This is a genomic window from Pseudomonas sp. GM21 (assembly GCF_000282215.1).
Lineage (GTDB): Bacteria > Pseudomonadota > Gammaproteobacteria > Pseudomonadales > Pseudomonadaceae > Aquipseudomonas.
In genome coordinates this window covers 1-26,952 of sequence record NZ_AKJS01000025.1, presented here as the reverse complement: position 1 = coordinate 26,952, position 26,952 = coordinate 1, and the positions used below count along the sequence as shown (strand labels likewise).

Sequence of the window (26,952 nt, the reverse complement as noted above, 5' to 3'; positions counted from 1 at the left end):
CTTACCGATGTTTTTCCGGCGAAGGAACATCTACGCCACCCCGTGCCTGAATGGACGCCGAGAAGAGCTGCACCGATCTCGCGCAACCGAGCACGTACAAATAGTAGGCACCATTGGCAGAAATGCTCAAGGTGCGCTCGTCATCACGCTCAGCCAGCGGGTGCTACTCCAGGGTACGCAGGGACGGCTCGATCGACGGTCTTTACGGGTCGGTAGCCTGAACATTGCCGGATGTTGAGACATAAGACGAACCCGTTCTCTTAAAGTCACCTCTACATGGATAAAGATTATGAGAGCTGCTGCGCAAAATTCGAACAGAAGTATGGACGAATTCATCTAGCCAGACTTTAGCCAAGACTGAAAAAAACAGCCGTGAGTGTGGGGAACTTTTCCTCGTCGGTTCGCTCAGGCTCGGGCCTCGCAGCTGGATATTTTTTAAACAATGCAGTTAAAAGTTGCTCGAAAAAGAATCAACGCCTACAATTTTTTTTGCTTCTCGCTTTACGTCAGTTTACTTACGACTAGTAATGAGTAGTATGTACGCCGGCTATTTCCTCACTCTGAGGAGACAGCTAAATTAATAGAAAGTCCTTGAAGGGGAACACGATGAACAACGTTCTGAAATTCTCTGCTCTGGCCCTCGCCGCAGTTCTGGCTACCGGTTGCAGCAGCACATCGAAAGAAACCGAAGCACGTCTGACCGCTACTGAAGACGCAGCTGCTCGCTCCCAGGCTCGTGCAGACGAAGCTTACCGTAAAGCTGATGAAGCTCTGGCTGCTGCTCAAAAAGCACAACAGACTGCTGACGAAGCTAACGAGCGTGCTCTGCGTATGCTGGACAAAGCTAGCCGCAAGTAATAATCCCTCGGGATTATTATCAAGCCGACCCATTTTATGGGTCGGCTTTTTATTGCCTGATGCGTTCTTTCCGGCAATAAAAAACCCGCCGACGCGGCCTGCGTCGGCGGGTTTTTTTCACGCCTTACTGCAATGGATCGAGCGGCGCACTCGACATCATTGGCGCGGCATTGCTCGGTACGGCGATTTCCACCGGCAAACCATCTTCAGCGGCGACCACGTCGCGCACCACATCCCAATTCATGCGCAGGTTATTGGTGATGTCCTCACGCTTGAGCATCGCATTGATAACGGCGGTGTGCTTGTCGACCACCGAAGGGTTGCCCTTGTCATCCAGCGGTGTGTGCGCTTCCAGATAAACCTTGCCACCACTGAGCCCGAACTTGTACGGGTCGTTGATGATTCGCACCGACGTCCCGACTGGCACCATGCCGGCCATTTCCAATACGTTGTTGTTGAACATGCGGAAGCAACCGTGACTGGTGCGCATACCGATTCCGAACTTCTTGTTGGAACCGTGGATCAGGTAGCCCGGTGTGCCCAATGTGAACTTGAACGGCCCCAGAGGGTTGTCCGGGCCTGCCGGCACCACATTTGGCAGCGGATCACCGTCGGCGGCGTGCTCGGCCTTGATCGATGCTGGAGGGGTCCAGGTTGGGTTCGGTGTTTTCGCAATAATGCTGGTGTGGGCAATCGGCGAGCCCCAACCTTCACGACCGATACCCAGCGGGAAGGTGTACACCACGTTCCGGCCTTTCGGGTAGTAATAGAGCCGGTATTCAGCCAGGTTGATCACGATGCCTTCACGCGGTCCCGGCGGCAGGATGAAACGTGTCGGCAGAATGATTTCGGTGCCTGCGCCCGGCAACCAGGCATCGACGCCCGGGTTGGCCGCGAGCATTTCCGTGTAGCCCAGGTCGTAAGCAGTACCAATGTCAGCGAAGGTATCTTCGTACTTGGCCTTGATCACCTGTACCTGACCGATGATGTCTTCACCGGGTGGTGGCAGGGGCAACTCCAATGCTGCAACTGGACCGGCCACACAGAGGGCGGCAAGAGACAGGAAGCGGGTGACGGCAGGAAAACGCGGCAACATCCGGAAAGTCCTTCGCAGATCGACAAGGGTAAAAGCGGGATTGTACACCGGCGCCCATAAATTCGGGGAGTCGGCCGATAGCACGCTACCTTGTAAGCGCTAGAGCTCGAACCGCAGCTCTGGCCAGATCGGCGAGGTACCGCGTTTTTGCGATTCCAGGATGGCCCGACACAGCGAGCACAGACGCTGGTCCTGGAATACTCGACGATCGACACTCGACCAACGCGGCTGTGCCGGCAACAGGCTGCCGCACAACGTTCGGTCCGCCGAGCCGCCCAGCTCAAGCTGACGGGTGACCAGATGTACCCGCACTTCCTGGCAGGCGAACAGATCCAGCTGTTCGTCAGGCTCGATCAGTTGATAGGCAAAAAGTGACCAGGCGGGACGCGGCATCGGGGGCTCCAAATCGGGGGCGCCACCTTAGCCGAAAGCCCGCGCCTAGAAAAGCGTCATAACAGCGGTTTTAGGGTAGGCCAGACATTTTCCAGCAACTTGTCCTGAGCCCCGGCCGCCGGGTGTATGCCGTCAGTCTGCATCAAGTCCGGATGGCCGCCCACGCCATCGAGAAAAAACGGCACCAACGCAATGTTTTTCTCGTTGGCCAGTGAGCTGTAGACCTTGGCGAAGGCTTCGGTGTAACGAACGCCGTAGTTGGGTGGCAATTGCATACCCAGCAGCAGGACCTTGGCACCGCTGTCGCGGGAACTGTCGATCATCGAAGCAAGGTTTTGTTGCAAATTAGCCGGGGGCATTCCCCGCAGCCCGTCATTGCCGCCCAACTCGAGGATCACCAGTTCCGGCTTATGCTCTGCAAGCAGCGCAGGCAGGCGTGCCTGGCCTCCGGCGCTGGTGTCGCCACTGATGGATGCATTGACCACTTTATCGTCGAAACCTTCGTGTTTGAGCCGCTGCTCGAGCAGCGAGACCCACCCCAACCGGGTATCCAGTCCGAAACCCGCGCTGATACTATCGCCAACGATCAGGACAGTACCCGCCGCTGCGTTCTGGGCCATGCACATCAAGGCCAGGCCAGCACTCAAAAACCACACACGCATCGGATTCTCCATGGGCGCAAGCATTCTCACCGCGAAGAACCTCAGCAAAGTGGTACCCAGCGCGGAAGGTGAACTGACTATCCTGCACGAACTCAGCCTGGAACTGAACAAGGGAGACAGCCTTGCCATCGTCGGCGCCTCCGGTTCCGGCAAGTCCACCCTACTAGGCCTGCTCGCCGGGCTCGATCTGCCCAGCAGTGGCGAAGTCACGCTGGCCGGCCAAGGGCTGAGCACGCTCGATGAAGATCAACGGGCACGCATTCGGGCCGAGCATGTCGGTTTTGTGTTCCAGTCCTTTCAGTTGCTCGACAGCCTCAACGCCCTGGAAAACGTCATGCTGCCCCTGGAGCTCGATGGCCGCAAAGACGCCCGTGAGCGTGCCACCGAGTTACTGCAACGGGTTGGCCTGGGCCAACGCCTGACGCACTCACCACGCCAACTCTCGGGCGGTGAACAACAGCGTGTGGCGATTGCTCGAGCGTTTGCCGCAGAACCCGATGTGCTGTTCGCCGATGAACCCACCGGCAACCTCGACAGCCACACCGGCGAACGCATCAGCGATCTGTTGTTCGAACTCAACCAGGAACGCGGCACGACACTGGTGCTGGTGACTCACGACGAACGCCTGGCACATCGTTGCCGGCGCCTGATCCGCCTTGAAGCCGGCCTGTTGGTCGCCCCTCTGGAGCCTTGATGGCACGCCTGCCGCTGTTGCGTCTGTTCAGTCTTGCCATCCGCCAACTGCTGCGCGATGCCCGCGCCGGCGAATTGCGTGTGTTGTTCTTCGCCTTATTGGTGGCCGTGGCGGCGAGTACCGCCATCGGCTACTTCGGCGCCCGCCTGAACGGCGCCATGATGTTGCGCGCAACCGAATTCCTCGGTGCCGACCTGTTGCTCGAAGGCAGCTCACCGGCACGGCCCGAACAGATCAAAAGCGGCGTGGAGCTGGGGCTCGAACACGCACAAGTGGTGGAGTTCTCCAGCGTCATCGCCACCGACAATGGTATTCAGCTGTCCAGCATCAAAGCTGCGGATGAGGTTTACCCCCTGCGCGGCGAACTGAAAAGTGCCCCAGCGCCCTTCGCCCCGCAAGTACCTGGCGGCGGACCGAAACCCGGCGAAGCCTGGGTTGAGGCGCGACTGCTGACAGCGCTGGATCTGAAGATCGGCGACAGCATCGACGTCGGCATGAAAACCCTGAAACTGGCGCGCGTGCTGACCTACGAACCCGACCGGGCTGGCAACTTCTACAGCCTGACACCCCGGGTGCTGATCAACCTCAGCGACCTTGCCGCCACCGGTGTGGTGCAACCGGGTAGCCGGGTCAGCTACCGCGAACTCTGGCGCGGTAAAGCCGAGGCGCTGGAAACCTATCGCCAACTGATCAAGCCTGGCCTGGCCGCCAACCAGCGCCTGCAGGATGCCCGCGACGGCAACCGACAAATTGGCGGTGCGTTGGGCAAGGCCGAGCGTTACCTCAACATGGCAAGCCTGGTAGCGGTTCTGCTGTCCGGCGTGGCAGTGGCGCTGTCGGCCACGCGCTTCGCCACGCGCCGATTCGATGCCAGCGCATTGTTGCGCTGCCTGGGTCTTTCACGCCGGGAAACCATGGTGCTGTTCAGTTTGCAGTTGACGGTACTCGGCCTGCTCGCCAGCCTCAGTGGCGCCTTCATCGGTTGGCTGGCTCAGCTTGGGCTGTTTGCGTTGCTGCATGATTTGTTGCCGACCGATGTGCCGCCAGGTGGTCTGCTGCCGGCCATCGCCGGGATCGGCACCGGGCTGGTTTCACTGGCCGGATTCGCCCTGCCACCGCTGGCCGCACTCGGTCGCGTGCCACCGCTGCGGGTATTGCGTCGGGACATGCTGCCGATTCCTTCCAGCACCTGGATGGTCTATGGCGCCGCCCTGGGCGCCCTCGGCCTGATCATGTGGCGCCTTAGCCTCGACCTGGTGTTGACCTTCGCCCTGCTCGGCGGCGGCGTGATCGCCGCGCTGGTACTCGGTGGCTTGCTCTTGCTGCTGCTGAAAAGCCTGCGCCGGATGCTGGCCCGCGCTTCGCTGCCCTGGCGCCTGGGGCTGGGCCAATTGCTGCGCCATCCGTTGGCGGCAGCAGGACAAGCCTTGGCCTTCGGCCTGATTCTTCTGTCCATGGCGCTGATCGCGCTGCTGAGGGGCGAGCTGCTGGACACCTGGCAGAACCAGTTGCCGAAAAACGCGCCGAATTACTTTGCGCTGAACATCCTGCCGGCGGACAAACAGGCCTTTACGGATCGCCTGATCCAACTGTCAGCACAGTCCGCGCCGCTTTATCCGGTGGTGCCGGGTCGACTGATCAGCATCAACGGCGAGCCAGTGCGGGACATCGTCAGCAAGGATTCGGCCGGTGATCGAGCGATCCAGCGCGACCTGAGCCTGACCTGGGCGGCGGACTTGCCGGCGGGGAACAAGATCACAGCGGGCAACTGGTGGACCGAACAGACACCCGGGAAGGTTCCCGGTGTTTCGGTTGAAGGCAAAGTGGCCGAAAGCCTCAAGCTCAAGCTCGGCGATCACATGGTGTTCAGCGTGGGCGGGGTCAATCGTGAAGCGACAGTCACCAGCTTGCGAGACATCAACTGGGACAACTTCCAGCCGAACTTCTTCATGATTTTCCAGCCAGGCACCTTGAAGGATTTACCAGCGACTTACCTGACCAGTTTCTACCTGGCGGCCGGCCATGATCAGCAGATTGTCGACCTGTCGCGAAGCTTCCCGGCGGTGACCATTCTGCAAGTCGAAGCCTTGCTGGAGCAGCTGCGCAGTATCCTCGCCCAAGTCACGCTGGCGGTGGAGTATGTACTGTTGTTTGTACTGGCAGCGGGGATGGCGGTGTTGTTTTCCGGCTTGCAGGCGACGCTCGATGAACGCATTCGCCAAGGCGCCCTGTTGCGAGCGCTGGGGGCCGAACGGAAGTTGCTGGTGAAGGCCCGACGCATCGAATTCGGGTTACTCGGCGCGGTCAGCGGTTTGTTGGCGGCACTGGGCTCGGAATTGGTGAGCCTGGTGCTTTACCGCTACGCCTTTGACCTGCCGTGGCATCCGCATCCGTGGTTGCTGGTGTTGCCAGTGATCGGCGCGGTGCTGATTGGCGGCGCCGGCGTGTTCGGTACTCGTCGTGCATTGAACGCCAGCCCACTGACAGTGTTGCGCGAGGGTTGATAGACTCGAACCCTCTCCATCACAAGAAGTTGCCATGAGCCGTTATCGCCCTCCCCGCCCCGCTGGCACCGCGCTGATCACCCCCGAAGGTGAAGCGCGGATGCGGGCCGAGTTTCATGAGCTTTGGCATGTACGGCGACCGCAAGTGACACAGTCGGTGAGCGAGGCTGCGGCTCAGGGTGATCGTTCCGAGAACGCGGAATACACCTACGGCAAAAAAATGCTGCGTGAGATCGACAGCCGGGTGCGCTTTCTCACCAAGCGGCTGGAAGCGCTCAAGGTGGTCAGCGAAAAGCCCAGCGATCCTAACAAGGTCTATTTTGGCGCCTGGGTCACGATCGAAGACGAGGACGGCAAAGAGTCGCGCTATCGCATTGTCGGGCCGGATGAGCTGGACCTGAAACTTGGGCTGATCAGCATCGACTCACCGCTCGCCCGCGCGCTGATTGGCAAGGCGCTGGACGCCGAAGTTCGCGTCCAGACACCGACCGGTGAGCAATGCGTGTATATCGTGGCGATTGAGTACCTTTGAACCTCAGCGGCGGGTGATCAGGCCTTGTCGGGCAACGCGGGTCAACTGCCTGATCATTTCAGGCGCGTCTTCAAGGCTGGGTGATTGAATCACCGCCAGATCAAAACTGTCACTGGCAAATCGAGCCAGCGATTCGCCGTCTTCGACAAACTGGATCAGGAACGCAGCAGGACCGCCGGTACGTCGTGGCCAGCCATCGAGATAACGCAGAAGCGTTGGCTGATGTTGACCGCCAAGCAGGATTTTTGGATTGCGCTGGGTGAGATGTGCCGTGATCGGCGCGGGACGTACTGTAGGGCTAAGTGCGTTCATCGAGTCGTGTCTCTGCCTCAAAAGTCTGCATGGCAGGTGAGAGGCAACACCGAACCAGCGCTTTAGCGGTATTTCGAAGCCTGTTTCAAGCTTCTATCGGCAACTGACTGAGTCACCTGGCGCCCCGCAAGTAGCTGTTTAAATCGGCGCATGCGCAACATCCTAGAGAAGCTGACCGGACAGTGTCAAGAATGACGCGCAACAAAAAGGCCTGCGCAATGCAGGCCTTATCCTTGTGCCAGAGCGGTCAGTCGCTGATGGCGTGGTCTATCGATAGCTTGCCGGCACCTTCGATCAATACAGCAATGCTGCCACCGAGCAAGGCCAGGGCAAATTCATACCCGTTGTTGGCCATGAACAGGCCGTTATGGATATGCACCGAAAAAATGGCGACCAGCGAGAGGAAGGTCAACCCCAGTGCTGCCGGACGTACCAGCAGTCCGATGATCAGCGCCAGGCCGCCGAAGAACTCGGTGCCACCGGCCAGGATCGCCATCAGCTGACCCGGCGCAAGGCCCAGGCTTTCCATGTACTGCGCAGTGCCGGCAATGCCGTAACCACCAAACATGCCGAAGAGTTTCTGTGCGCCGTGAGCTGCGAAGATGATCCCGACGACGATGCGTATGGCGGTCAGGCCGAAACCGGCGCGGGTAAACAGTACCTTGTTGATCAGTGAGCTCATGCTGTGTAATCCATTGTGAGAGTGTGTTCGTTGGGCGCCATCTTAATCGACAAAACAAATGTTAAAAGCGCATTAATTGCGACTTAACAATCAGTTTAGTTGATCATTTGCGAGAGACAACGTTTTGTCCCTGGGGCTCCAGCGACTCCCTCTCACGATCGAATGCCAGGTAATACTTGTTCACGCTATTAACATAGCTGACGGGGGCCATACCCACCTGCTCCAAGGCAATGCGCTCGACCTGGAAGAACCATTGATTGGGGTTCAGGCCCCGCCGCCGGGCTTCGGTGCGCATGCCTTGAACCCGCTCCGGGCCTATGTTGTAAGCGGCCAGCACAAAGGCCATGCGCTCTCGCTCGTTGAGTTTGGGGCTGGCGAAGAACTTGCGGCGGATCAAGGCCAGGTACTTGGCCCCGGCCTGGACATTGGCGTCGAGTTCCTGAATGTTATTGACCCCCACTCGCTGGGCGGCAGACGGGGTGATTTGCATCAGCCCTGTGGGGCCACCACTGTTGCGGACATTGGGTTGCAGACCCGACTCCTTGAACGCCAGCGCCGCCAGATTCAACCAGTCCATGCCTTGGGCATCGGCATGTTTTTGCAGTACCGGACGAAGTTTTTCCAGACGCTGGCGGTCAGCCTTGGCCAGTGGATAATGCACTTGGTACAGCCGCCGATAGATCCGCAGAAACGCTACGTCCTGGTCCGACGGTTTCTTGTACGTCGTCAGAAAACGATCAATGCTCGCCCGCAGCATCGACGCATCGCGGCGCACAAACCAGAACTCTTCGCCCGGCTCGCTGATCTGCACCTGCTTGTCGAAGCGCAATTTAGGCAAGATCTTGCCCCAGCGCTCGGCGATCGGTTGCTCGACAATAGTCAGGTGAAAGATCCCGCCCTGAACCATTTCCAGCACGTCTTCCACAGCAAGACTGGGATCGACCCACTCGATGGTTATCGGTGCCAATTTATGCAGCGCCAGTTTTGAATTGATCTGGCTCACCGCATCCCCGGCCGCACTGCCGTTGGGCAGCGCCAGGGTCTTGCCCGAGAGTTGTTCAACGCGGGTGTAACGACGCTCACCTTTGATTCCCACCAGCACCAACGGGACATTTCTGCTGATCGGTTCACTGCTGCTGACCGCGTAACCTGGCTGCAAATCAAGCAACTCCCCGGGTGCGACCAGATCACCCTCCCCGCGCTGCAAGGCACCGAGCAGTTGATCCTTGGCTTTGGGAATGATCTTGAGGCTGATTTCCTGACCGTCACGGGCGTGGCCGTTGAGGTATTGCTCGAAGGCGCGCAAGCGGTGGTATTCGACACCGATGGCCTGGCCCTGGACTTCGCCGGAGCTGTTGCGGCTCTGGTTGACCAGCACCCGCAATACCCGGCTGCTGCGAATCTCCGCAAGGTCGCGCACCTTGGCCGCCGGCACGGCTTGCAGCGGCCCGGCCAGACGCGCGACCGCCGGCATCGGCAGCAGCAACGAACAGCACAGCAGTAGCAATATCGAGGGACGTATCATCCACTCTCCGGAAAGAATACTGGGCCGACTTCAAAAAAAATCATGAAATCGAACGACAGAAACAGAGCGCCATGAGCGCTGGCAAAGTGCGAAAGACTGGCACAATGATGGCACGCTGACCACCCTGCCCTGTCTCGCGGCATCAAGAGACAGCTTTAACTCGTTGTAGTTCTTGGCTTTTCTTATAAATCTACAGCTCTGATATGCTTTCCGGCCTTTGGTCTGAGGTAGCACCATGCAACTCATCGATATCGGCGTCAACCTGACCAACCCCAGTTTTGCCGACAAACATCAGGCCGTACTCGACCGCGCCTATGCCGCGGGAGTCTGCCAATTGGTCCTGACCGGCACCAATGTCGAGGGCAGTGAACAGGCTCTTGAACTGTGCCGACAACTGGACGAAACCGCTCAACGGCTGTTCGCCACGGCCGGCATTCACCCCCATGCGGCGAGCGACTGGAACGCTGACAGCGCACAGCGTTTGCGCAGCTTGCTCAAGGAGCCGAACGTGGTGGCCGTGGGTGAGTGCGGGCTGGATTTCAATCGCGACTTCTCGCCACGCCCACAGCAGGAAAAGGTCCTGGAAGAGCATCTAGCGTTGGCGGTCGACTTGCAGTTGCCGGTGTTCCTGCATGAGCGCGATGCCAGTCAACGACTGCTGGAAATCCTGCGTGATTACCGGGATCAATTGCCAGCCGTCGTGGTGCATTGCTTCACCGGCGAAAAGAAAGCCCTGTTCAGCTACCTCGATCTGGATCTGCACATCGGTATTACCGGCTGGATTTGCGACGAGCGCCGGGGCACGCACCTGCATCCGCTGGTGAAGGAGATCAAACGGGGTCGGCTGATGCTGGAAAGCGATGCGCCGTATCTGTTGCCACGCAGTTTGCGACCCAAACCAAAAAACGGTCGCAACGAACCGGCGTATTTGACTGAAGTGTTGCGGGAAGTGGCGTTGCATCGTGGCGAGACGATGGAAGATCTGGCTGATCACACCACTGCTTGTGCGCGAGCGTTCTACGATCTGCCTTCAATCCCCCAGTAATCACCGATCCTCTGTGAGTGAGACCGGCTTGCCGGCGATAGCGGTCTGTCTGATACATCAATGTTGCAGGTGCTCGCGATAGCGTCAGCCCGGGCAACATCAATCCCGACCTATCACTCCAATAGCCAACCTCGACTCGCTGCCCGCCCTCACCCCGCCTATTCTTCAATCATGAGGTCAACCCTGATTGAGGAGTTACAACATGGGCAAACGACATCCCAACCTGCCTGCCTGGCAATGGCGAGCGTACCCGAACAATCATCAGCACCCGACCAACCTGGTGCTGCACCTGATTGCCGTGCCGCTGTTCATCGTGGCGTTTCTACTGATTGTTTCCGGAGTGTTCAGCCTGAACCTGGTGAACATCGCCATCGGCGTGGTCGGCCTGCTCGCGGCGCTGGGTCTGCAACGTCACGGTCACCGCCTGGAGGAGCAAGCCTCCGAGCCGTTCAGCGATCGCAAAGATGCGGTGTCACGCTTGCTGGTCGAGCAGTTCCTGACGTTCCCGCGGTTTTTCTTGAGCGGCGGCTGGTGGCGCGCCTGGCGTGAGCGCCACCGTCGCCACTGATCAGGCGAAAATCGTTACCGTCTGCCGGCTGATGGCGATCAGCTGCCCGTCCGCGCTCCACAACTTCGCGGCCGCATGACCATAGCCGTCGGCCCCATGCTCGGTTTCCACCCGGTATTTGCACCAGTCCAGCGTGCTTGATTCCAGCATCGGCTGGACAAACTCGATGGTCCAGGTCAGCGTGCTGCCCATCGCGGTTTTTTTCAGGTGCGGCAACAAGGACGGTGGCCAGGCGTCCACCAGCGCAAGGATATGCGACTCGGTGACGGCCTCTTCCTTCACGTCCCCACGCAAACGCACCCAACCGCCCATCTCGCGAGAGTTGTTGCCGGTAAACGGCATGCCACCGAGGGCCCAACGCATCGCCAGGTGCTGCATGAACTCCGGAATCACGCCCGAGATGAAAGGCAGCTCATGGCACTCGTCCCAGTGCTTCATCTCAGGTGCGGACTCGGCCCTCACCGACACTTCCGAGGGCCGTGACGCACCGAAGCTTCCCTGGATCAACGTCACCACTTGTCCCTTCTGCATTGCCCGGCCCAGCACCTGGCTAACGGCTTTGCCTTCGCGCAACACATCGACTTCAAAGCTGACAGGTATTTCAGGCTCGACCGGTCCGACAAAGGTGATCGCCAGCGAACGCACCGGTCGGTCTGCCGGGACTTTTGCGCGCATGGCTTCGTATTGCAACGCTGCTACCAGGCCACCAAAACTGGCACGCCCCTGCGCCCATCCTGCCGGAATAGACAGCTCCAGCGGTTGCCGGCGGACGGCATCGAGCAGATCGCAAAAGCGCATGAAAACCTCAGAGACGGAAAATAGTAGAGAGGGATCTTAACCAGCCAGCGACATTGATACAGCACTTATTCCGGCCAAAAGTACTGACAGAAGAGCCGCACCCGCTTTGGAATACGAGTCCATATCCAACACCAAACCCATGTGGGAGCGAGCCTGCTCGCGAATGCGTCGTATCAGTCGACATCCCTGTAGGCTGGCACACCGCATTCGCGAGCAGGCTCGCTCCCACATTTTGATCTGTGGTGATTTCAGGATTTGAAGCAAGTGGCGCTGAGTTTTTCGAGAACGCGGTCAGCGCGGCTTTCGGCATCGGCCAACGTGGTTTTCCAGACGGCAACACAAGGCAGCAAATCAGGCTCTTCCTCAGCCCTGGCCAGCCACTGCCAACTGTCGTGCCAATCACCGAGGGCGCTTTGAGCGGCTTTCAATCGGGACAAGGCGGCCTTCGGCAAACGGTCCAGCTCGGGATAGGCTTCGATACCATAGCGCACACGCTTGATCAGCAGGCGCAAACGGTGTCGGTCGTGGGCCGGATCGTGCAGCGCACCGTCCAGTTTCTTCCACTGTTTGCCCAGGCGTTTTTCAATGCGCTTGCGCAAGCCTTTGAGCAATCCCTGACGCTGGGAAGCGCGTAAAAAACGCGGAAAGGCATCGAAGATCATCATCAACTGCGCCAGCTCAGGACTCGCCGCCACCGCCGGATACGCCTGAGCCATCTGCGCCATGCGCCAATGCGCGGCTTCGGGTTGACCGTGCTCCAGTAAATACGCAGCCAGCACTTCGCGATCACGTAACGGCGTGGTCAGTTCGCCGACCCGGGCCGCCGCCACTTCGACCTGCTCGACGCCTGGCAGGCCACGCAAGGGGCGCAACAGGCTGCGCAAACGCCGAACCGTGGTGCGCAGCTCGTGCAGTGCTTCAGGGTCAGTCCGGGCACTCAAACGTGCCTGACAGGCCAACAGGCGGACTTCAAGGCCCAGGACATGAGCCACCAACCGATCAACCAAATCAGACATCGTTTGCTCCTTGAATCGAGTGCCCCTGACGCCTACAAGATGCTTCAACGGCCGGCACGAGACTCACGAATATAGAAGCGCGCTTTCTCGGCCTTGCTGGTGCAGCCTTCGTAAGCTTCGAATTGTTGCTGGGTCTTGGCGCCGGTCAGCAACGAGAGGGCCTTGGAGTAGCTGACAGTCCCGGCGAAACCTTCGGCCTTGGCCAAGTCTAGCTCACGCCACGCGGCGTCAATCTGGCTACCGCAACTCTCACGATAGGCCGTTTTGCCGGCACAACCGGCGAGCGCCAGAGCCATCAAAGGTACGCAAATCCAGGCTTTCATCAATACCACCTCAAGTCAGGTCAACAATCATGCAGGTAAGACGGCCCGGCGGGTGAAAAGTGCCTTGGCCGCACTAAGCAAACTCACTATAGCGTGCGCAAGAATAGCCATCTGCCGCCATGGAGTGTCGAAAAAACGACGCACTCGGCCCATCGAACGACTTCGGCGATTGAAGCACGCCCCTCGATGAGTGCATTGTTGAACCTTGTCAGACGAGGGCGATTCATGAAAAAGCGTATCGCACTGGTACTGGGCTCTGGTGGAGCCCGAGGTTATGCTCATATCGGTGTCATTCAAGAGCTCGAACGGCGTGGCTACGACATTGCCTGTATCGCCGGTTGTTCCATGGGGGCGGTAGTCGGCGGGATTTATGCCGCCGGCAAACTCGACGAATATCGCGACTGGATCGAGAGCCTGGATTACCTCGATGTATTGCGTCTGGTGGACGTCAGCTTTCGGCTTGGCGCCATTCGCGGTGAAAAAGTCTTCGGGCAGATCCGCAAGATCGTCGGCGAGATCAATATTGAAGACCTGCGCATTCCCTACACGGCCGTGGCCACGGACCTGACCAATCAGCAGGAAATCTGGTTCCAGGAAGGCTGCCTGCACCAGGCCATGCGCGCCTCGGCGGCGATTCCCAGCCTCTTCACCCCGGTGATGCAGGGCAACCGGATGCTGGTGGATGGCGGCATCCTCAACCCTTTACCGATCGTGCCCGTGGTATCGAGTCACTGCGACCTGATCATCGCGGTCAACCTTAACTCTACCAACCAGCGCCACTATCAGATGCCGGTTATCCAGCGCCCGGCAGCATTCAAAAGCCGTTTCGACAGTTTGATCAACTCCCTGGGTTCGAAGATGCCGTTCCGACGCAGTCAGGCGGAAAAATTGCTGATCCTGGAAAAGGAAGCATTGATGGCCGAAGCGGCCGACATCAACCCTTGGATCGAATCTGCCGACCCCGAAGCCCAGCAACCCGCCGCCGCCCCTGAACGCGAAGGAGCACCGAAGTCGGCCACGGGATCATTCATCATCGATAACGTCGGGCCGGCGTCATTGCTGGACCTGATCAACCAGAGTTTCGAAGTGATGCAGACCTCGCTGGCGCAGTACAAGATCGCCGGGTATCCGCCGGATATTCTGATTAACGTGCCGAAGCGGGTGTGCCGGTTTTTCGAGTTCTACAAGGCACCGGAGTTGATCGCGCTGGGGCGGGAGATTGCGCGGGATACGCTGGATCGGTATGAGAATGAGCGGGATTCCTGAGATTTTTTGAGCGAATGACGATCGTTCCCACGCTCTGCGTGGGAACGATCAGGTATCAAGCAACCGATACCCAACCCCCGCCTCGGTCACGATAAACCGAGGTTGAGTCGGGTCATCCATCAGCTTCTGACGCAAATGCCCCACCACAATCCGCAAGTAATGACTGTCCTCGGTATGGGTCGGCCCCCAGATATCCTTTAGCAATTGCTGCTGGGTAATGACCCGCCCCGGATGCCGCGCCAGTTGTGCCAGCACCGCGTACTCCTTGCGCGTCAGCGCTACTTCGACGCCATCGAGCAGCACCCGCCGATACGCCAGGTCCACCGTCAACGGGCCGAACGCCAGCGCCGCTTGCTGAGCTTCACCCACTGGCGCCTGGCGCAACAAGGCTCTCACCCGCGCCAGAAATTCCTGAATGCCGAAGGGTTTGGTCACGTAGTCATTGGCGCCGCCGTCCAGTGCCTCGACTTTCTGCCCTTCGCTTGCGCGCACCGACAGCACCAGCACCGGCACCGTCGACCATTCGCGAAACTCGCGCAGGACTTGCTGTCCGTCCATGTCGGGTAAACCGAGGTCGAGCACCAGCAAATCCGGTTTGTTCAGCGCCGCTTGCGCCAGGCCTTCAGTGCCGGTGCCGGCTTCCAGCACTTTGTAACCCTGGGAGACCAGGCTGATGCGCAGGAATTTGCGGATTTGCGGTTCATCGTCGATGACCAAAATGGTCGCAGTCTGGCTCATGGTGTCTGATCGCGGCATGGAGAGGTGCAAAGGGTATCAGGCTTCACTTTCAGCGTTCACTTTCAAAGGCTGGTTGTTCCTGCAAAGGCAAGTGAAGCGTGATGCAGGTCCCACGCCCATCAATGCCGTCGGCGACGCTTATCCGCCCGCCATGCGCGCCCACCATCCCCTGACAGATCGCCAGCCCGAGGCCGGTGCCCTGGCCGCCCCGATCACCGCGCGCGGCGGTGTAGAACATGTCGAAAATTTTCGCCCGCTCCTCCTGCGGAATGCCCGGCCCTTCATCGCTCACCGAGAAAAACAGCTCGCGGTCATCGGCCCCGGCGCGTAATTGCAGACGCCCGTGAGCCGGTGAAAATCGCGCGGCGTTTTCCAGCACGTTGACCAGCGCCTGCTCGATCAGCGCCGCGTGGACAAACAGCAGCGGCAACTCCGGTGGCACGTCGGTGCTGACCTGCAGTGGCGCCAGCACCGCGCGCAGTCGGTTGAGTGAACTGCCGACAATGTCGGCTGGCGACACCCAATCACGCGCCAGCTTCAACGCGCCGTGGCCGAGGCGCGTCATGTCCAACAAGTTCTGGATGTAGCGATCCAGGCGCTCGGCTTCGTCCCGCGTGCCTTCGAGCAGTTCGCGACGATCCTCCAGCGGGATGGCCTCGCCGAGGGCCAACAGGCTGTCGATGCTGCCGCGCATGGACGTCAGCGGTGTGCGCAAGTCATGGGATACCGAGGCCAGAAGTGCACTGCGCAGTTGCTCGGTTTCTCCGTGCAGTCGCGCCGCTTCAAGATCCTCGGCCAGTTGTGCACGGGCCAGCGCCTGGGCCAGCGGCTGGCTCAATGCGGTCAACAGACGCCGACGCTGGCCGCTTAACATCTGGCCTTCTTTAGCGCACACACCGAGCAATGCCAGTGGCCCGTCGTCCACCGATAACGGCCACCACCACCAACGTCCCGACGGCAACGTACCGGTGCCCGAACCCGCCGGTTGATCGTGTTGCCAGGCCCAATCGGCGGCCGCCCGTTCGCCTTCGGAAAACTCCAGCGGGCCACCGGTTTCAACGTTCCAGCCTCCCTGCCCGTCTTGATTGAGCAGGCACAGTTGCAAGTCACTCCAGCCGTTGAGGTGCTGAGCGGCGGCGCTGACCACGGCTTGACGGTCGGTGGCAGCCGTCAGTTTGCGCGACAGATCAAGCAGTTCGCTGGTCTCTTCCTGGGTGTCACGCAACGCCTGCAATTGCCGACGTTGGCGAGCCGCGAGGTTGCCGGTGAGCGCCGCCATCAGCAGGAAGAACAGCAAGGTCAACACGTCTTCTTCGCGCTGGATGGCGAAGGAAAAATTCGGTGGGATGAACAGAAAGTCGTAGGTGAGAAACGATAGCGCCGCACAGGCCAACGCCGGGCCCAGGCTGCTGCGCACCGCCACCAGCAACACTGCGGCGAGGAACACCAGGGAGATATTGGGTAGAGGCAAAATACTCGCCACGCCCCAGGCCAAGGCACTGGCCAACACCGTCGCCACTGCCGCCAGCGCGTAATCGAACCACACCAGCGACTGTGGCGAACGCTGGCGCGGTTGATGCGGCAGGTGATCGCTGTCGAGGACGTTGATCTCCAGCCCGCGCGCATCACGCAGCAGGCGCGACGCCAAACCACCGCCGAACAAGCGCCGACGCAAACGCTGCCGCGACTGGCCGACCAACACCAGACTGGCCCTGCGTTCGGCGGCGTGCTGGATCAGTGTTTTCGCGACTTCGCCGGCGCGCAACAACACCACTTCGCCACCGAGGCGCTCGGCCAATTGCTGGGCACTTTGCAAGCGCAGGCGCGATTGCTCGTCACGCACGCTGCCGTTGTCGACATGCACCAGGCTCCACGGCAAATGCCGACGCTGGGCGACGCGACTGGCATGACGCACCAGACGCTCGGCCTGGGCATCGCCATCAACACCGACCAACAGACGACCGCGCACCGCTGGCGCCGCTTGACCGAGCTGGCGATAACCCTGGGCCAGATCGTTGTCGACCTGAGCGGCAGCGGTTTGCATCGCCATCTCGCGCAGGGCGGTCAGGTTGGTCTGGGTGAAAAACGCGTCGATGGCCGCCCGCGCCTGCTCCGGCACGTAAACCTTTCCGTCGCGCAAACGCTCCAGCAGTTCACGTGGTGGCAGGTCGATCAGCAGCAGTTCGTAGGCTTCTTGCAGGACCCAGTCCGGCAGGGTTTCACGCACCTGCACACCGGTGATGCCGCGCACTTGATCGTTGAGGCTTTCGAGGTGCTGGACGTTGACGGTGGTGAAGACGTCGATGCCGGCGGCGAGCAGCTCCTGTATGTCTTGCCAACGCTTGGCGTGGCGACTGCCGGGAGCGTTGCTGTGGGCCAGTTCGTCCACCAGCACCAGCTTCGGTCTGGCCGCGAGCAAACCATCGAGGTCCAATTCTTCGAGCATCACGCCCCGGTATTCCGAGCGCACCAAGGGCTGTTGCGGCAAGCCACCGAGCAGCGCTTCGGTTTCCGCGCGACCATGGGTTTCGACCACACCGGCGATGACTTTCACGCCTTGACGCAGTTGGGTGTGAGCGGCTTGCAACATGGCGTAGGTTTTGCCCACACCGGGTGCGGCGCCGAGGAAAACCTTGAGCCGGCCACGGCCATCGCGGGGCAGGTCTGCTAACAGCGCGTCGGCGCGGCCGGAATCGCTCATGCTTGAAATTCTCTTTTTTCAGGTTGATCGTTCCCACGCTCCGCGTGGGAATGCAGCCAGGGACGCTCCGCGTCCCAAAAGCGGACGCAGAGCGTCCGACGATCCATTCCCACGCAGAGCGTGGGAACGATCATCTCTTACAGCTTTTCCAGCGCAATATTCAGCGCCAGCACATTCACCACCGGCGGCCCCACCAACGGCTGCTCGATGTGCGCATCCAGCAATTGCTCAAGGGTCGCCACCGGCAGATTGCGCGCGGCAGCCACTCGCGCCAGTTGATAGGCAATCGCGGCTGGTGGCAAGTGCGGATCGAGGCCGCTGCCAGAGGTGGTGAGCATCGCCAAAGGCACCGGCCCCTGACCGGGCACCAGCAGTTTGTTGGCATCGTCGATCACCCGAGTCGCCAGCGCCGGGTTGCTCGGTGAAAGGTTGCTCGCGCCACTCGATACGGTGGCAAAAGCACCGGCCGATGGGCGTGGATGGAACCAGGCGTCACCGACGAAATCCTGAGCAATCAGTGACGAGCCACGGACCTTGTTGTCGGCATCGCGCACCAGGCTGCCATTGGCTTGATCCGGGAACGCGACCTGGGCGACACCGGTGACGACCAAGGGGTAGGCGACGCCGGTGATCAGGGTCATCAGGACCAGCAGGCTCAAGGCCGGACGTATCAGTGTGGTCATTTCAAAATCCTCGAATTCGGATAACAAATAATCAGGCGGACCGTGGTGCATTCATCGCGAGCAGGCTCGCTCCCACAAAAACAGCGCATCCCCTGTGGGTGCGAGCCTGCTCGCGATGACGTCAAACCAGATGCAACGCGGTCAACAGCATGTCGATCGCCTTGATGCCCACGAACGGCACCACAATCCCGCCGAGTCCATAGATCAACAGATTGCGCCGCAGCAGCGCCGCCGCACTCGCGGCCTGCACCCGCACGCCGCGCAAGGCCAGTGGAATCAGCACCACAATGATCAACGCGTTGAACACAATCGCCGAGAGAATCGCACTCTGCGGACTGCTCAGGTGCATGACGTTCAGCACGCCCAGTTGCGGATAGATCGAAGCGAACAGCGCCGGCAAAATCGCGAAGTATTTGGCCACGTCGTTGGCGATGGAAAAGGTCGTCAACGCACCGCGTGTCACCAGCAGTTCTTTACCGATCTGCACCACGTCCAACAGCTTGGTCGGGTCGCTGTCGAGGTCGACCATGTTCGCCGCTTCGCGCGCCGCTTGTGTGCCGTCGTTCATCGCCATGCCGACGTCCGCCTGGGCCAGCGCCGGGGCGTCGTTGGCGCCGTCGCCGCACATGGCGACCAGGCGCCCGTCGTTTTGCTCGTGACGGATGCGCGCCAGTTTTTTCTCCGGCGTGGCTTCGGCCAGCACATCATCGACGCCCGCTTCGGCGGCAATCGCGGCGGCGGTCAGCGGGTTGTCGCCGGTGACCATGACCGTGCGAATCCCCAGTTTGCGCAGCTCGGCAAAACGCTCACGGATGCCGGGCTTGACCACGTCCTTGAGGTGAATCACGCCCAGTAATTTACCGTCGGCGCAGACCAGCAACGGGGTGCCCCCACTCTGAGCGATCTTGTCGATTTCCCGGGACAATGGTGCGGACAGGTCAGCACGTTTCAGATCGACGAAAGCCAGCAACGAATCCACCGCGCCTTTGCGATACACACGGCCCTGGTAGTCGACACCAGACAGGCGGGTTTCAGCGCTGAACGGTACGGCCGTCAGCAACTCGGTGGCGGGCTCTGGTTGTGGTTGAGTGCCGCGCAGGTACTCGACGATGGATTTACCTTCAGCCGTGTCATCGGCCAGCGAGGCGAACAACGCGCCTTCGGCCAGTTCCCTGGCCGTGACACCCGGTGCCGGATGCACCGCCGTGCAACGACGGTTGCCGAAGGTGATGGTGCCGGTCTTGTCCAGTAGCAGGACGTGTACGTCCCCCGCCGCTTCCACCGCACGACCGGACTTGGCGATCACGTTCAACCGCACCAGACGGTCCATCCCGGCGATACCGATGGCGGACAGCAAACCGCCAATGGTGGTCGGAATCAACGTGACCAATAACGCCACCAGGAACACCAGCGGCAGGCTGCCATTGGCGAAGTGGGCGAACGGTTGCAGGGTGACGACCACCAGCAGGAAGATCAGGGTCAGGCCGATCAGCAGGATGTCGAGTGCGACTTCGTTCGGAGTTTTCTGGCGTTTGGCGCCTTCGACCAGGGCGATCATGCGGTCCAGTGTCGACTCGCCGGGGTTGGCGGTGATCTTCACCAGCAGCCAGTCGGAGACCAGACGCGTGTTGCCGGTAACGGCCGAACGGTCGCCCCCGGATTCACGGATCACCGGCGCGGATTCACCGGTAATCGCTGCTTCGTTGACTGCCGCGATGCCTTCGATCACCTCGCCGTCACCGGGGATCATTTCCCCCGCTTCGACGCGGACCACATCGCCCTTGCGCAGGGTGGTCGCCGGCACCACCTGGAACGTGCCATTGGCGGTTTTGCGACGGGCGCTCATGCCTTCGCTGCCGGCCTTGAGGCTGTCGGCGCGGGCCTTGCCTCGACCTTCGGCCAAAGCTTCCGCGAAGTTGGCGAACAGCACGGTGAACCACAGCCACAGGGCGATTTGCGCGGCGACAAAGGTGGGCACAGCGCTGTCGGGAATGAAGCACAGCACAGTGGTCAGGATCGCAGTCAGTTCGACCACCAGCATCACCGGCGCGCGCTGCAATTGCCGTGGGTCGAGCTTGACGAAGGCTTGCACCAGCGCTGGGCGCCAGAGGGCTGAGATCGCGGTTTTCGGTTGTTCCGGCGCCTTGACGGTGGCGACTTTCGTTGCGGGCATATTCATCATTGATTCCTCAGAAGCTCAGGCTCAGATGTTCAGCAATCGGGCCCAACGCTAATGTCGGCAGGAAGGTCAAACCACCCACCAGCAAAATGGTCACGGTCAGCAGGGTCACAAACAGCGGGCCGTGAGTCGGGAAGCTGTTCTGGCCAATCGGTGCGCTTTTCTTCATCGCCAGGCTGCCGGCCAACGCCAGTACCGGAAGGATGTAACCGAAGCGACCGATCAACATGCCAAGGCCGAGCATCAGGTTGTGGAACGCGGTGTTGGCACCAAAGCCGGCAAATGCCGAACCGTTGTTGGCGCTGGCCGAGGTGTAGGCATACAGCAACTGACTGAAACCGTGGGCGCCGGGGTTACTCACCGCCGCGACCGGGCCGGGCAGGCTTGCGGCAATCGCGCCGAGCACCAGCACGCCGACCGGCATCACCAGCAGGGTCACCACCAGCAGTTGCACTTCCCTGGCTTGCAGTTTTTTGCCGAGGTATTCCGGGGTGCGGCCGATCATCAGCCCGGCGAGGAACACCGCGATCAACACGTTGAGCAACATGCCGTAGAGCCCGGCGCCGACGCCGCCGAAGATCACTTCGCCGACCATCATGTTGACCAGCGCGACCATGCCGCTCAGCGGGTTGAGGCTGTCGTGCATGCCGTTGACCGAACCGTTGGACGCGGCGGTGGTGGTGACCGACCAGAGCACGGTGGCAGTCGTACCAAAGCGCGCTTCCTTGCCTTCCAGCGGCGCGGTCTGTTCGACGGCGACATTGTTCAGGGTCGGGTTCGGTTGGTACTCGGCCCACAGCGAGGTCGCGCCGCCAATCAGAAACAGCGCCAACATGCAGGCGATAATTGCGCGGCTCTGACGCAGGTCTTTCACGTAATGGCCGAAGGTGAATACCAGGGCGACCGGGATCAGGATGATCGAGGCCATCTCAAACAGGTTGCTCCACGCCGTCGGGTTCTCGAACGGGTGCGCCGAGTTGACGCCGAAGAAGCCACCACCGTTGGTGCCCAATTGCTTGATCGCTATCTGGCTGGCAGCCGGGCCGAGCGGGATCACTTGATCGACGCCCTGCATGGTCACGGCATTCACGTACTGGGCGAAGGTTTGCGGCACGCCCTGCCAGACCAGATACAGCGCCAGCAGCAGACACAGCGGCAGCAAGCCGTAGAGGGTGGCGCGGGTCATGTCGACCCAGAAGTTGCCGAGCGTCATGGCCGACTTGCGACCGATACCGCGACACAGTGCAACCAATACTGCCAGGCCGGTGGCGGCGCTGACGAAATTTTGCACGGTGAGACCGGCCATCTGACTCAAGTAGCTCAGCGAGGCTTCACCGCTGTAGGCCTGCCAGTTGGTGTTGGTCATGAAACTGATGGCGGTGTTGAACGCCAGCGTCCACTCCTGACCCGGCAGGTTTTGCGGGTTCAGCGGCAAGTGCCCCTGCAACAACAGGATCGCAAACAACATCAAGAAGCCCGTGAGGTTGAAAGCGAGCAAGGCCAAGGCATACTTCTGCCAGCTCTGTTCCGCCTGTGGATCAACACCGGCAACGTGATAACAGCCGCGCTCCACCGGTCCGAGAATCGGTGTCAGCCAGGTACGCTGACCTTCCATGACCTTGTAGTAGAAGCGCCCGAGAAACGGCGCCGGGACCAACACCACTGCGAAAAAAGCAAGGATCAGCCAATAGTCATAACTGTGCATAGCCGCTCCTAGTTCCGGTCCGCGCGCAACAGCGCAACCAACAGATAAATGAACAGCCCCACAGCCAGCAGCAGTGACACTCCGTCCAGAACGCTCATGGAAGTTCTCCCTATTACGGCGTAGTGCCGCGTGTGGATTCATTGTCGGCAGGGAGGCTGTAAAGGAACGAGATCGAGGGTGCGGGCGGGGCATAAAGAAGGCGTAAAGAGTGGGGGTTATGCTGGTTACAACGGTGTCTGGACTGGCCCCATCGCGAGCAGGCACGCTCCCACAAGGGAATGCGATTGCCCCTGACTACACAGATTTCCTGTGGGAGCGGGCTTGCCCGCGATGGCGGCATAACTGACAGCATCGCCCTCAACTAGCGCACAAAAACCGCACATCCAGCGGGGAACATCCCCGATACGACGTGTTTTTACGCTTTACGACTGCCATCACGATACTGGCACGCCCACTGCACACGCCTTCCCCTGAGCAATTCCAAACCGTTCAGGGAGCAACCGCATGAACACACAACTCAAACCCACCCTCGGTACGCTGCACCTGTGGGGTATTGCCGTCGGACTGGTGATTTCCGGTGAGTATTTCGGCTGGAGTTACGGCTGGGGCGTCGCGGGCACATTGGGCTTTCTGGTGACCTCGTTCATGGTCGCCACCATGTACACCTGTTTCATCTTCAGCTTCACCGAACTGACCACAGCGATCCCCCATGCCGGCGGTCCCTTTGCCTACAGTCGTCGCGCGTTCGGAGAAAAAGGCGGGCTGATTGCCGGGTTGGCGACGCTGATCGAATTCGTCTTCGCCCCGCCCGCGATTGCCCTGGCAATTGGGGCCTACCTTAACGTGCAGTTTCCCGCTCTCGACCCCAAACATGCGGCGGTCGGTGCCTATATTGTGTTCATGGGTTTGAACATCCTCGGGGTGAAACTCGCAGCGACGTTCGAATTGGTGGTATGCGTACTGGCCGTGGCCGAACTGCTGGTGTTCATGGGCGTGGTTGCCCCGGCGTTCAGCTTCAGCAACTTCGCGCTGAATGGCTGGGCCGGCTCCGATGTATTTGGCGCCCCGGCGATCGCCGGGATGTTCGCGGCCATTCCGTTCGCCATCTGGTTCTTCCTCGCCATCGAAGGTGCCGTCATGGCCGCTGAAGAGGCCAAGGACCCAAAACGGACGATTCCCAAGGCCTACATCAGCGGCATTCTGACCTTGGTATTGCTGGCCATGGGCGTGATGTTCTTTGCCGGTGGCGTGGGTGACTGGCGCACCTTGTCGAACATCAACGATCCGCTGCCGCAAGCGATGAAGACCGTGGTCGGTGAAAACTCCGGGTGGTTGCATATGCTGGTGTGGATCGGCCTGTTCGGGTTGGTGGCGAGTTTCCACGGGATCATTCTCGGTTACTCACGACAGTTCTTCGCGCTGGCCCGGGCCGGTTATCTGCCGGCCTCCCTGGCCAAACTGTCGCGCTTCCAGACGCCGCATCGGGCGATCATTGTTGGCGGCGTGATTGGTATCGCCGCGATTTACAGTAACGGCCTAATCAACCTCGGCGGCATGACGTTGACGGCAGCCATGATCACCATGGCGGTGTTCGGCGCCATCGTGATGTACATCATGAGCATGCTCAGCCTGTTCAAACTGCGAAAAACCGAACCAAACCTGGAGCGTACGTTCCGTGCGCCGTGCTATCCGCTGGTGCCGATGATCGCGCTTGTATTGGCAGTGGTGTGCCTGGTGGCGATGGCCTGGTTCAACACCTTGATCGGGCTGATCTTTCTCGGCTTCATGGTGGTGGGTTTCGTGTACTTCCTGCTGGCCGCGCAGTTGCGCGCGGATGCACCGGCAGACGCGATGTTGACCGGGTTATAAACAGGTCAGGTGCGATTGGACTATCAGGCATAGAATGGAACCACTGCGAAATCCCATCGCTCAAAGTGGTATGCACGAACGATTGGTGACCCCCGCCAATCGCCTTGCCCTCAAGGAGAGTCCCAATGCCCTGGTATGCCTGGTTGATTCTGGTCGTTGCTATCGGCTCGATTGTTGGTGGTTTGATGATGTTGCGCGACACCGCCAACAAGGTCGAACTGACCGATGAGCAACGTAAACGCGTCGCTGAACGCAATGCGGAAATGGATGCCAAGGAAGCGCAGGACCGCTAATCCAAAACCCTGTCACTCTCAGTGAATGACGGGGTTTTGTTTGTCTAGCGTTGTAGGCAAACACCACCCTCCTACAATCCAGTCAAGGAACTGTCATTATTTGTGACAAGTCTTTGGCGTATTTAGAACAGAGTTGGACGCATCTGCATGCTTTTTAGAGGTAGAAGTACAATCACCATCTTATTTTCATTGGTTAAGATGGCGCATTGTTGCGGAGATTTCAGATGCGTTACTCGCAGGACCATAAAGCCCAGACCTACAAGCGCATCATCAAGGAAGCTTCAGCGCGATTCCGCCGGGACGGTATTGGAGCGACAGGCCTGCAACCGCTGATGAAAGCGCTGGGGTTGACCCATGGGGGCTTTTACTCACACTTCAAATCCAAGGACGAACTGGTTGAAAAGGCATTGCAAGCGGCTGGTGATCAGGTAGAAGCGGTGTGTGCCGAGTTGTTTGCCCAGGATCGCCCACTGGATGCCTTCATCGATGCTTATTTGTCCGAATGGCACCAGACCTCGCCTCATGAAGGCTGCCCGTTGCCAACCATGTCTTCGGAGCTTGGTTTGCGTGGCCAGCCCAGTCCGACCTCGGACGTAGTGCTCATCGCACGCCTTCAACAAATAGAAGGCGCCCTTGAAAGCGACGATGCCGCGGACCAGAGCATCTTCATCATGTCAGCCCTGGTCGGGGCGTTGCTGTTATCGCGCTGTGTCGAGAATCCCGAGTTGGCCCAGCGGATTCTCGACGTAACACGCGCGTTTCTTAAACAACCTCAGGACTAATCCTGCCAGCGCCTGAACAATACGCTGGCATTGACCCCGCCGAACCCGAAGCCATTGGACAGCGCATACTCGATAGCCATTGGCCGCGCCTGACCGTGGACGATGTCCACGCCTTGTGCCGCCGGGTCCGGGTTATCGAAATTCAGGGTGGCCGGCACGATCTGGTCGCGAATCGCCAACAGCGTGAAGATCGCCTCAATCCCACCGGCCGCACCGAGCAAATGCCCTGTCGCCGATTTGGTGGACGTCACCGCGACCTTGTTGTCTGAACCGAACAACGACTTGATAGCGGCCAGCTCGCCGAGGTCGCCAACTGGCGTCGACGTCGCGTGCGCATTGAGGTGTTGTACCTGGGCCGCCGAAATGCCGGCCTGTGCCAATGCCAGCGTCATCGCCCGGCGCGCACCGCTGCCATCTTCCGGCCCCGCGGTCAGGTGAAAGGCATCGGCACTGGTGCCGTAGCCGACCAACTCGGCTATCGGTTGAGCCCCGCGCGCCAAGGCATGATCCAGGGATTCAATCACCAGAAGACCCGCGCCCTCTCCCATCACAAAGCCGTCGCGACCACTGTCGAACGGCCGAGAAGCCCGCTCAGGGGTTTCGTTGTAACCACTGGACAACGCACGCGCCGCGGCGAACCCGGCCAGGCTGACCCGATCGATCGCGGCCTCTGCACCGCCACACACGGCAATATCCGCTTCGCCGCATCGAATCAACCGCGCTGCATCACCAATCGCTTGCACTCCGGCCGCGCACGCCGTCACCGGAGCGCCCAACGGCCCCTTGAATCCGTGCTGAATCGACACATGGCCAGCCGCAAGATTGACCAGGAACGACGGTATGGTGAAGGGCGATAGCCGCCGAGGTCCACGACTGTCAGTGGTACGTACCGCGTCGGCGATCGCTCCGAACCCACCGACCCCGGAACCGATAATGGTTGCCGTGCGTTCCTGGGCTTGCAGATCCAGCGCTTGCCAACCCGCCTGCTCCAATGCCTGCCGCGCAGCCTCCATGGCAAACAGAATGAAACGGTCCATCTTCTTCTGTTCTTTGGGGGACGTTGCCCGATCCGGATCAAAACCCGCCTCGGGATCTTCCGCCACAGTCAGTACCGCGCCACCCACCTTGGCTGGCAGATCGGCAACCACCTCATCAGGCAGATTACGCAACCCCGAACGCCCGGCCAGCAAACGCCCCCAGACAGCTTCAACACCGCTACCAAGGGGAGACACCAGGCCCATGCCGGTGACAACTACTCGACGATCACTCATGTCGCAAATACCTCAAGCCAATGGAAGGCGTTCATTTGTAGCGGGCAGCGGCCGTATTTCTGGAAAGATTCGGGGCCATGACCAGGCGGGCTTTTACAAAGTCGTCCCACTCGGAGGCGTTAGGCAACGATGGAATAGTGATCAGTTCACCTTGATCCAGGCCGGATAACGCTGTATCAACCATTTCACCTACCTCCATCACCATGTCTGCCGGAATCTGGCTAGCGTCGATACCTGAGCGCTCCCAGATCTCGGTACGCGTCACGCCTGGCAACACGGCTTGAACCTTAACCCCGGTGCCATCGAGTTCGGCATTCAAGGACTGCGTCAGGCTCAACACATATGCCTTGCTGGCGCTGTATGTCGCGTTAAAGCGCTCGGGAAACAACGCCACCACCGACGCTATATTGATGATAGAACCCCGGCCAGCCTTGGCAAAACTGGCGGCCGCCGCCGA

The 26,952-nt window shown here is 60.0% G+C and carries 27 protein-coding genes; 10 read left to right on the top strand and 17 right to left on the bottom strand.

What is annotated here, in order from left to right; genetic code table 11:
- The first annotated feature begins 606 nt into the window (after window positions 1-606).
- A complete protein-coding gene (gene oprI / locus PMI22_RS23630; RefSeq protein ID WP_007943620.1) occupies window positions 607-858 on the top strand; it encodes an outer membrane lipoprotei OprI in 252 nt (83 codons plus the stop codon).
- A 124-nt stretch (window positions 859-982) separates the two neighbouring features.
- Here the strand turns inward: oprI and PMI22_RS23635 are convergent, their stop codons facing one another.
- The 3 genes from PMI22_RS23635 to PMI22_RS23645 all read right to left on the bottom strand — a co-directional run bounded on the left by PMI22_RS23635 (window position 983) and on the right by PMI22_RS23645 (window position 3,009).
- Window positions 983-1,954: a L,D-transpeptidase family protein gene (locus tag PMI22_RS23635; RefSeq protein ID WP_007943618.1), complete on the bottom strand. Its 972-nt coding sequence runs from the start codon at window positions 1,952-1,954 to the stop codon at window positions 983-985.
- Window positions 1,955-2,053: 99 nt separating this feature from the next.
- A complete protein-coding gene (locus PMI22_RS23640; protein ID WP_003226812.1) occupies window positions 2,054-2,347 on the bottom strand; it encodes a hypothetical protein in 294 nt (97 codons plus the stop codon).
- Window positions 2,348-2,403: 56 nt separating this feature from the next.
- On the bottom strand, window positions 2,404-3,009 hold the full coding sequence (locus tag PMI22_RS23645; protein ID WP_007943617.1) for an arylesterase: 606 nt from the start codon (window positions 3,007-3,009) through the stop codon (window positions 2,404-2,406).
- Between the two features lie 10 nt (window positions 3,010-3,019).
- On the opposite strand from PMI22_RS23645, the gene PMI22_RS23650 reads away from it, so the two are divergent.
- From PMI22_RS23650 to greB, 3 genes are read left to right on the top strand one after another with little or no spacing between them, the layout of a single operon-like run.
- On the top strand, window positions 3,020-3,703 hold the full coding sequence (locus tag PMI22_RS23650; protein WP_007943616.1) for an ABC transporter ATP-binding protein: 684 nt from the start codon (window positions 3,020-3,022) through the stop codon (window positions 3,701-3,703).
- On the top strand, window positions 3,703-6,207 hold the full coding sequence (locus PMI22_RS23655; RefSeq protein ID WP_007943615.1) for an ABC transporter permease: 2,505 nt from the start codon (window positions 3,703-3,705) through the stop codon (window positions 6,205-6,207). The genes PMI22_RS23650 and PMI22_RS23655 overlap by 1 nt, the downstream gene beginning before the upstream one ends.
- A 34-nt stretch (window positions 6,208-6,241) precedes the next feature.
- On the top strand, window positions 6,242-6,739 hold the full coding sequence (greB, locus tag PMI22_RS23660; protein ID WP_007943614.1) for a transcription elongation factor GreB: 498 nt from the start codon (window positions 6,242-6,244) through the stop codon (window positions 6,737-6,739).
- Between the two features lie 3 nt (window positions 6,740-6,742).
- Here the strand turns inward: greB and PMI22_RS23665 are convergent, their stop codons facing one another.
- The 3 genes from PMI22_RS23665 to PMI22_RS23675 form a co-directional block, all read right to left on the bottom strand.
- Window positions 6,743-7,051: a hypothetical protein gene (locus PMI22_RS23665; protein WP_007943613.1), complete on the bottom strand. Its 309-nt coding sequence runs from the start codon at window positions 7,049-7,051 to the stop codon at window positions 6,743-6,745.
- 247 nt (window positions 7,052-7,298) lie between these two features.
- Complete coding sequence (locus tag PMI22_RS23670) at window positions 7,299-7,733, bottom strand: DoxX family protein (protein WP_007943612.1); 435 nt, start codon at window positions 7,731-7,733, stop codon at window positions 7,299-7,301.
- Between the two features lie 103 nt (window positions 7,734-7,836).
- Window positions 7,837-9,258, bottom strand: coding sequence for a transglycosylase SLT domain-containing protein (locus tag PMI22_RS23675; protein WP_007943611.1), 1,422 nt, complete (start codon window positions 9,256-9,258; stop codon window positions 7,837-7,839).
- Between the two features lie 235 nt (window positions 9,259-9,493).
- On the opposite strand from PMI22_RS23675, the gene PMI22_RS23680 reads away from it, so the two are divergent.
- Complete coding sequence (locus tag PMI22_RS23680; protein ID WP_007943610.1) at window positions 9,494-10,303, top strand: TatD family hydrolase; 810 nt, start codon at window positions 9,494-9,496, stop codon at window positions 10,301-10,303.
- Between the two features lie 202 nt (window positions 10,304-10,505).
- Window positions 10,506-10,871 (top strand): Mpo1-like protein, encoded by a 366-nt coding sequence (locus tag PMI22_RS23685; RefSeq protein ID WP_007943608.1) that lies wholly within the window; start codon window positions 10,506-10,508, stop codon window positions 10,869-10,871.
- On the opposite strand, the gene PMI22_RS23690 is transcribed toward PMI22_RS23685, so the two are convergent.
- The 3 genes from PMI22_RS23690 to PMI22_RS23700 all read right to left on the bottom strand — a co-directional run bounded on the left by PMI22_RS23690 (window position 10,872) and on the right by PMI22_RS23700 (window position 13,008).
- Entirely contained in the window at window positions 10,872-11,669 is a 798-nt protein-coding gene (locus PMI22_RS23690) for an acyl-CoA thioesterase (RefSeq protein WP_007943607.1), read from the bottom strand.
- A gap of 248 nt (window positions 11,670-11,917) precedes the next feature.
- The gene (locus tag PMI22_RS23695; protein ID WP_007943605.1) at window positions 11,918-12,685 is read right to left on the bottom strand and encodes a CHAD domain-containing protein; all 768 of its coding nucleotides are present in this window, start codon (window positions 12,683-12,685) and stop codon (window positions 11,918-11,920) included.
- A gap of 44 nt (window positions 12,686-12,729) precedes the next feature.
- Window positions 12,730-13,008: a hypothetical protein gene (locus PMI22_RS23700; protein ID WP_007943603.1), complete on the bottom strand. Its 279-nt coding sequence runs from the start codon at window positions 13,006-13,008 to the stop codon at window positions 12,730-12,732.
- A 225-nt stretch (window positions 13,009-13,233) separates the two neighbouring features.
- Between PMI22_RS23700 and PMI22_RS23705 the strand changes: the two genes are divergently transcribed.
- Window positions 13,234-14,274 carry a patatin-like phospholipase family protein gene (locus PMI22_RS23705; RefSeq protein WP_007943602.1) on the top strand — a complete coding sequence of 347 codons (1,041 nt, stop codon included), beginning with the start codon at window positions 13,234-13,236 and terminating at the stop codon, window positions 14,272-14,274.
- Window positions 14,275-14,322: 48 nt separating this feature from the next.
- Here PMI22_RS23705 and PMI22_RS23710 read toward each other — a convergent pair whose 3' ends face one another.
- The 6 genes from PMI22_RS23710 to kdpF form a co-directional block, all read right to left on the bottom strand.
- Window positions 14,323-15,012 (bottom strand): response regulator, encoded by a 690-nt coding sequence (locus PMI22_RS23710; RefSeq protein WP_007943601.1) that lies wholly within the window; start codon window positions 15,010-15,012, stop codon window positions 14,323-14,325.
- Between the two features lie 49 nt (window positions 15,013-15,061).
- Window positions 15,062-17,713, bottom strand: coding sequence for a sensor histidine kinase (locus PMI22_RS23715; RefSeq protein WP_007943600.1), 2,652 nt, complete (start codon window positions 17,711-17,713; stop codon window positions 15,062-15,064).
- Between the two features lie 137 nt (window positions 17,714-17,850).
- Window positions 17,851-18,396 (bottom strand): potassium-transporting ATPase subunit KdpC, encoded by a 546-nt coding sequence (gene kdpC / locus PMI22_RS23720; RefSeq protein WP_007943599.1) that lies wholly within the window; start codon window positions 18,394-18,396, stop codon window positions 17,851-17,853.
- A 121-nt stretch (window positions 18,397-18,517) separates the two neighbouring features.
- Complete coding sequence (kdpB, locus tag PMI22_RS23725) at window positions 18,518-20,575, bottom strand: potassium-transporting ATPase subunit KdpB (RefSeq protein WP_033048858.1); 2,058 nt, start codon at window positions 20,573-20,575, stop codon at window positions 18,518-18,520.
- Window positions 20,576-20,585: 10 nt separating this feature from the next.
- The gene (kdpA, locus tag PMI22_RS23730; RefSeq protein WP_007943596.1) at window positions 20,586-22,280 is read right to left on the bottom strand and encodes a potassium-transporting ATPase subunit KdpA; all 1,695 of its coding nucleotides are present in this window, start codon (window positions 22,278-22,280) and stop codon (window positions 20,586-20,588) included.
- Between the two features lie 8 nt (window positions 22,281-22,288).
- Window positions 22,289-22,378, bottom strand: coding sequence for a K(+)-transporting ATPase subunit F (gene kdpF, locus PMI22_RS30320; RefSeq protein ID WP_007899818.1), 90 nt, complete (start codon window positions 22,376-22,378; stop codon window positions 22,289-22,291).
- Between the two features lie 406 nt (window positions 22,379-22,784).
- Here kdpF and eat point away from each other — a divergent pair, with 406 nt between their 5' ends.
- The 3 genes from eat to PMI22_RS23740 all read left to right on the top strand — a co-directional run bounded on the left by eat (window position 22,785) and on the right by PMI22_RS23740 (window position 25,224).
- Window positions 22,785-24,149: an ethanolamine permease gene (gene eat, locus PMI22_RS23735; protein ID WP_007943595.1), complete on the top strand. Its 1,365-nt coding sequence runs from the start codon at window positions 22,785-22,787 to the stop codon at window positions 24,147-24,149.
- Between the two features lie 125 nt (window positions 24,150-24,274).
- Entirely contained in the window at window positions 24,275-24,442 is a 168-nt protein-coding gene (locus tag PMI22_RS30315) for a DUF2897 family protein (protein WP_007943594.1), read from the top strand.
- Between the two features lie 224 nt (window positions 24,443-24,666).
- Complete coding sequence (locus tag PMI22_RS23740; RefSeq protein WP_007943593.1) at window positions 24,667-25,224, top strand: TetR/AcrR family transcriptional regulator; 558 nt, start codon at window positions 24,667-24,669, stop codon at window positions 25,222-25,224.
- On the opposite strand, the gene fabF is transcribed toward PMI22_RS23740, so the two are convergent.
- On the bottom strand, window positions 25,221-26,495 hold the full coding sequence (gene fabF, locus PMI22_RS23745) for a beta-ketoacyl-ACP synthase II (RefSeq protein WP_007943592.1): 1,275 nt from the start codon (window positions 26,493-26,495) through the stop codon (window positions 25,221-25,223). The two genes, PMI22_RS23740 and fabF, sit on opposite strands and share 4 nt — an antisense overlap.
- 31 nt (window positions 26,496-26,526) lie before the next feature.
- Window positions 26,527-26,952 (bottom strand): SDR family NAD(P)-dependent oxidoreductase (locus PMI22_RS23750; RefSeq protein ID WP_007943590.1); only part of this gene is annotated, 426 nt, incomplete at its 5' end.

Bases quoted from the DNA above. Each gene is read 5' to 3' on its own strand.
- PMI22_RS23650 (WP_007943616.1), top strand. From the start codon at position 3,020: ATGGGCGCAAGCATTCTCACCGCGAAGAACCTCAGCAAAGTGGTACCC.
- PMI22_RS30315 (WP_007943594.1), top strand. From the start codon at position 24,275: ATGCCCTGGTATGCCTGGTTGATTCTGGTCGTTGCTATCGGCTCGATT.
- PMI22_RS23680 (WP_007943610.1), top strand. From the start codon at position 9,494: ATGCAACTCATCGATATCGGCGTCAACCTGACCAACCCCAGTTTTGCC.
- PMI22_RS23655 (WP_007943615.1), top strand. From the start codon at position 3,703: ATGGCACGCCTGCCGCTGTTGCGTCTGTTCAGTCTTGCCATCCGCCAA.
- kdpA (WP_007943596.1), bottom strand. From the start codon at position 22,280: ATGCACAGTTATGACTATTGGCTGATCCTTGCTTTTTTCGCAGTGGTG.
- PMI22_RS23715 (WP_007943600.1), bottom strand. From the start codon at position 17,713: ATGAGCGATTCCGGCCGCGCCGACGCGCTGTTAGCAGACCTGCCCCGC.
- PMI22_RS23675 (WP_007943611.1), bottom strand. From the start codon at position 9,258: ATGATACGTCCCTCGATATTGCTACTGCTGTGCTGTTCGTTGCTGCTG.
- kdpB (WP_033048858.1), bottom strand. From the start codon at position 20,575: ATGAATATGCCCGCAACGAAAGTCGCCACCGTCAAGGCGCCGGAACAA.
- PMI22_RS23670 (WP_007943612.1), bottom strand. From the start codon at position 7,733: ATGAGCTCACTGATCAACAAGGTACTGTTTACCCGCGCCGGTTTCGGC.
- PMI22_RS23665 (WP_007943613.1), bottom strand. From the start codon at position 7,051: ATGAACGCACTTAGCCCTACAGTACGTCCCGCGCCGATCACGGCACAT.
- PMI22_RS23685 (WP_007943608.1), top strand. From the start codon at position 10,506: ATGGGCAAACGACATCCCAACCTGCCTGCCTGGCAATGGCGAGCGTAC.
- PMI22_RS23700 (WP_007943603.1), bottom strand. From the start codon at position 13,008: ATGAAAGCCTGGATTTGCGTACCTTTGATGGCTCTGGCGCTCGCCGGT.
- PMI22_RS23695 (WP_007943605.1), bottom strand. From the start codon at position 12,685: ATGTCTGATTTGGTTGATCGGTTGGTGGCTCATGTCCTGGGCCTTGAA.
- kdpF (WP_007899818.1), bottom strand. From the start codon at position 22,378: ATGAGCGTTCTGGACGGAGTGTCACTGCTGCTGGCTGTGGGGCTGTTC.
- PMI22_RS23645 (WP_007943617.1), bottom strand. From the start codon at position 3,009: ATGCGTGTGTGGTTTTTGAGTGCTGGCCTGGCCTTGATGTGCATGGCC.
- PMI22_RS23635 (WP_007943618.1), bottom strand. From the start codon at position 1,954: ATGTTGCCGCGTTTTCCTGCCGTCACCCGCTTCCTGTCTCTTGCCGCC.
- PMI22_RS23740 (WP_007943593.1), top strand. From the start codon at position 24,667: ATGCGTTACTCGCAGGACCATAAAGCCCAGACCTACAAGCGCATCATC.
- PMI22_RS23710 (WP_007943601.1), bottom strand. From the start codon at position 15,012: ATGAGCCAGACTGCGACCATTTTGGTCATCGACGATGAACCGCAAATC.
- PMI22_RS23690 (WP_007943607.1), bottom strand. From the start codon at position 11,669: ATGCGCTTTTGCGATCTGCTCGATGCCGTCCGCCGGCAACCGCTGGAG.
- oprI (WP_007943620.1), top strand. From the start codon at position 607: ATGAACAACGTTCTGAAATTCTCTGCTCTGGCCCTCGCCGCAGTTCTG.
- eat (WP_007943595.1), top strand. From the start codon at position 22,785: ATGAACACACAACTCAAACCCACCCTCGGTACGCTGCACCTGTGGGGT.
- PMI22_RS23640 (WP_003226812.1), bottom strand. From the start codon at position 2,347: ATGCCGCGTCCCGCCTGGTCACTTTTTGCCTATCAACTGATCGAGCCT.
- greB (WP_007943614.1), top strand. From the start codon at position 6,242: ATGAGCCGTTATCGCCCTCCCCGCCCCGCTGGCACCGCGCTGATCACC.
- kdpC (WP_007943599.1), bottom strand. From the start codon at position 18,396: ATGACCACACTGATACGTCCGGCCTTGAGCCTGCTGGTCCTGATGACC.
- fabF (WP_007943592.1), bottom strand. From the start codon at position 26,495: ATGAGTGATCGTCGAGTAGTTGTCACCGGCATGGGCCTGGTGTCTCCC.
- PMI22_RS23705 (WP_007943602.1), top strand. From the start codon at position 13,234: ATGAAAAAGCGTATCGCACTGGTACTGGGCTCTGGTGGAGCCCGAGGT.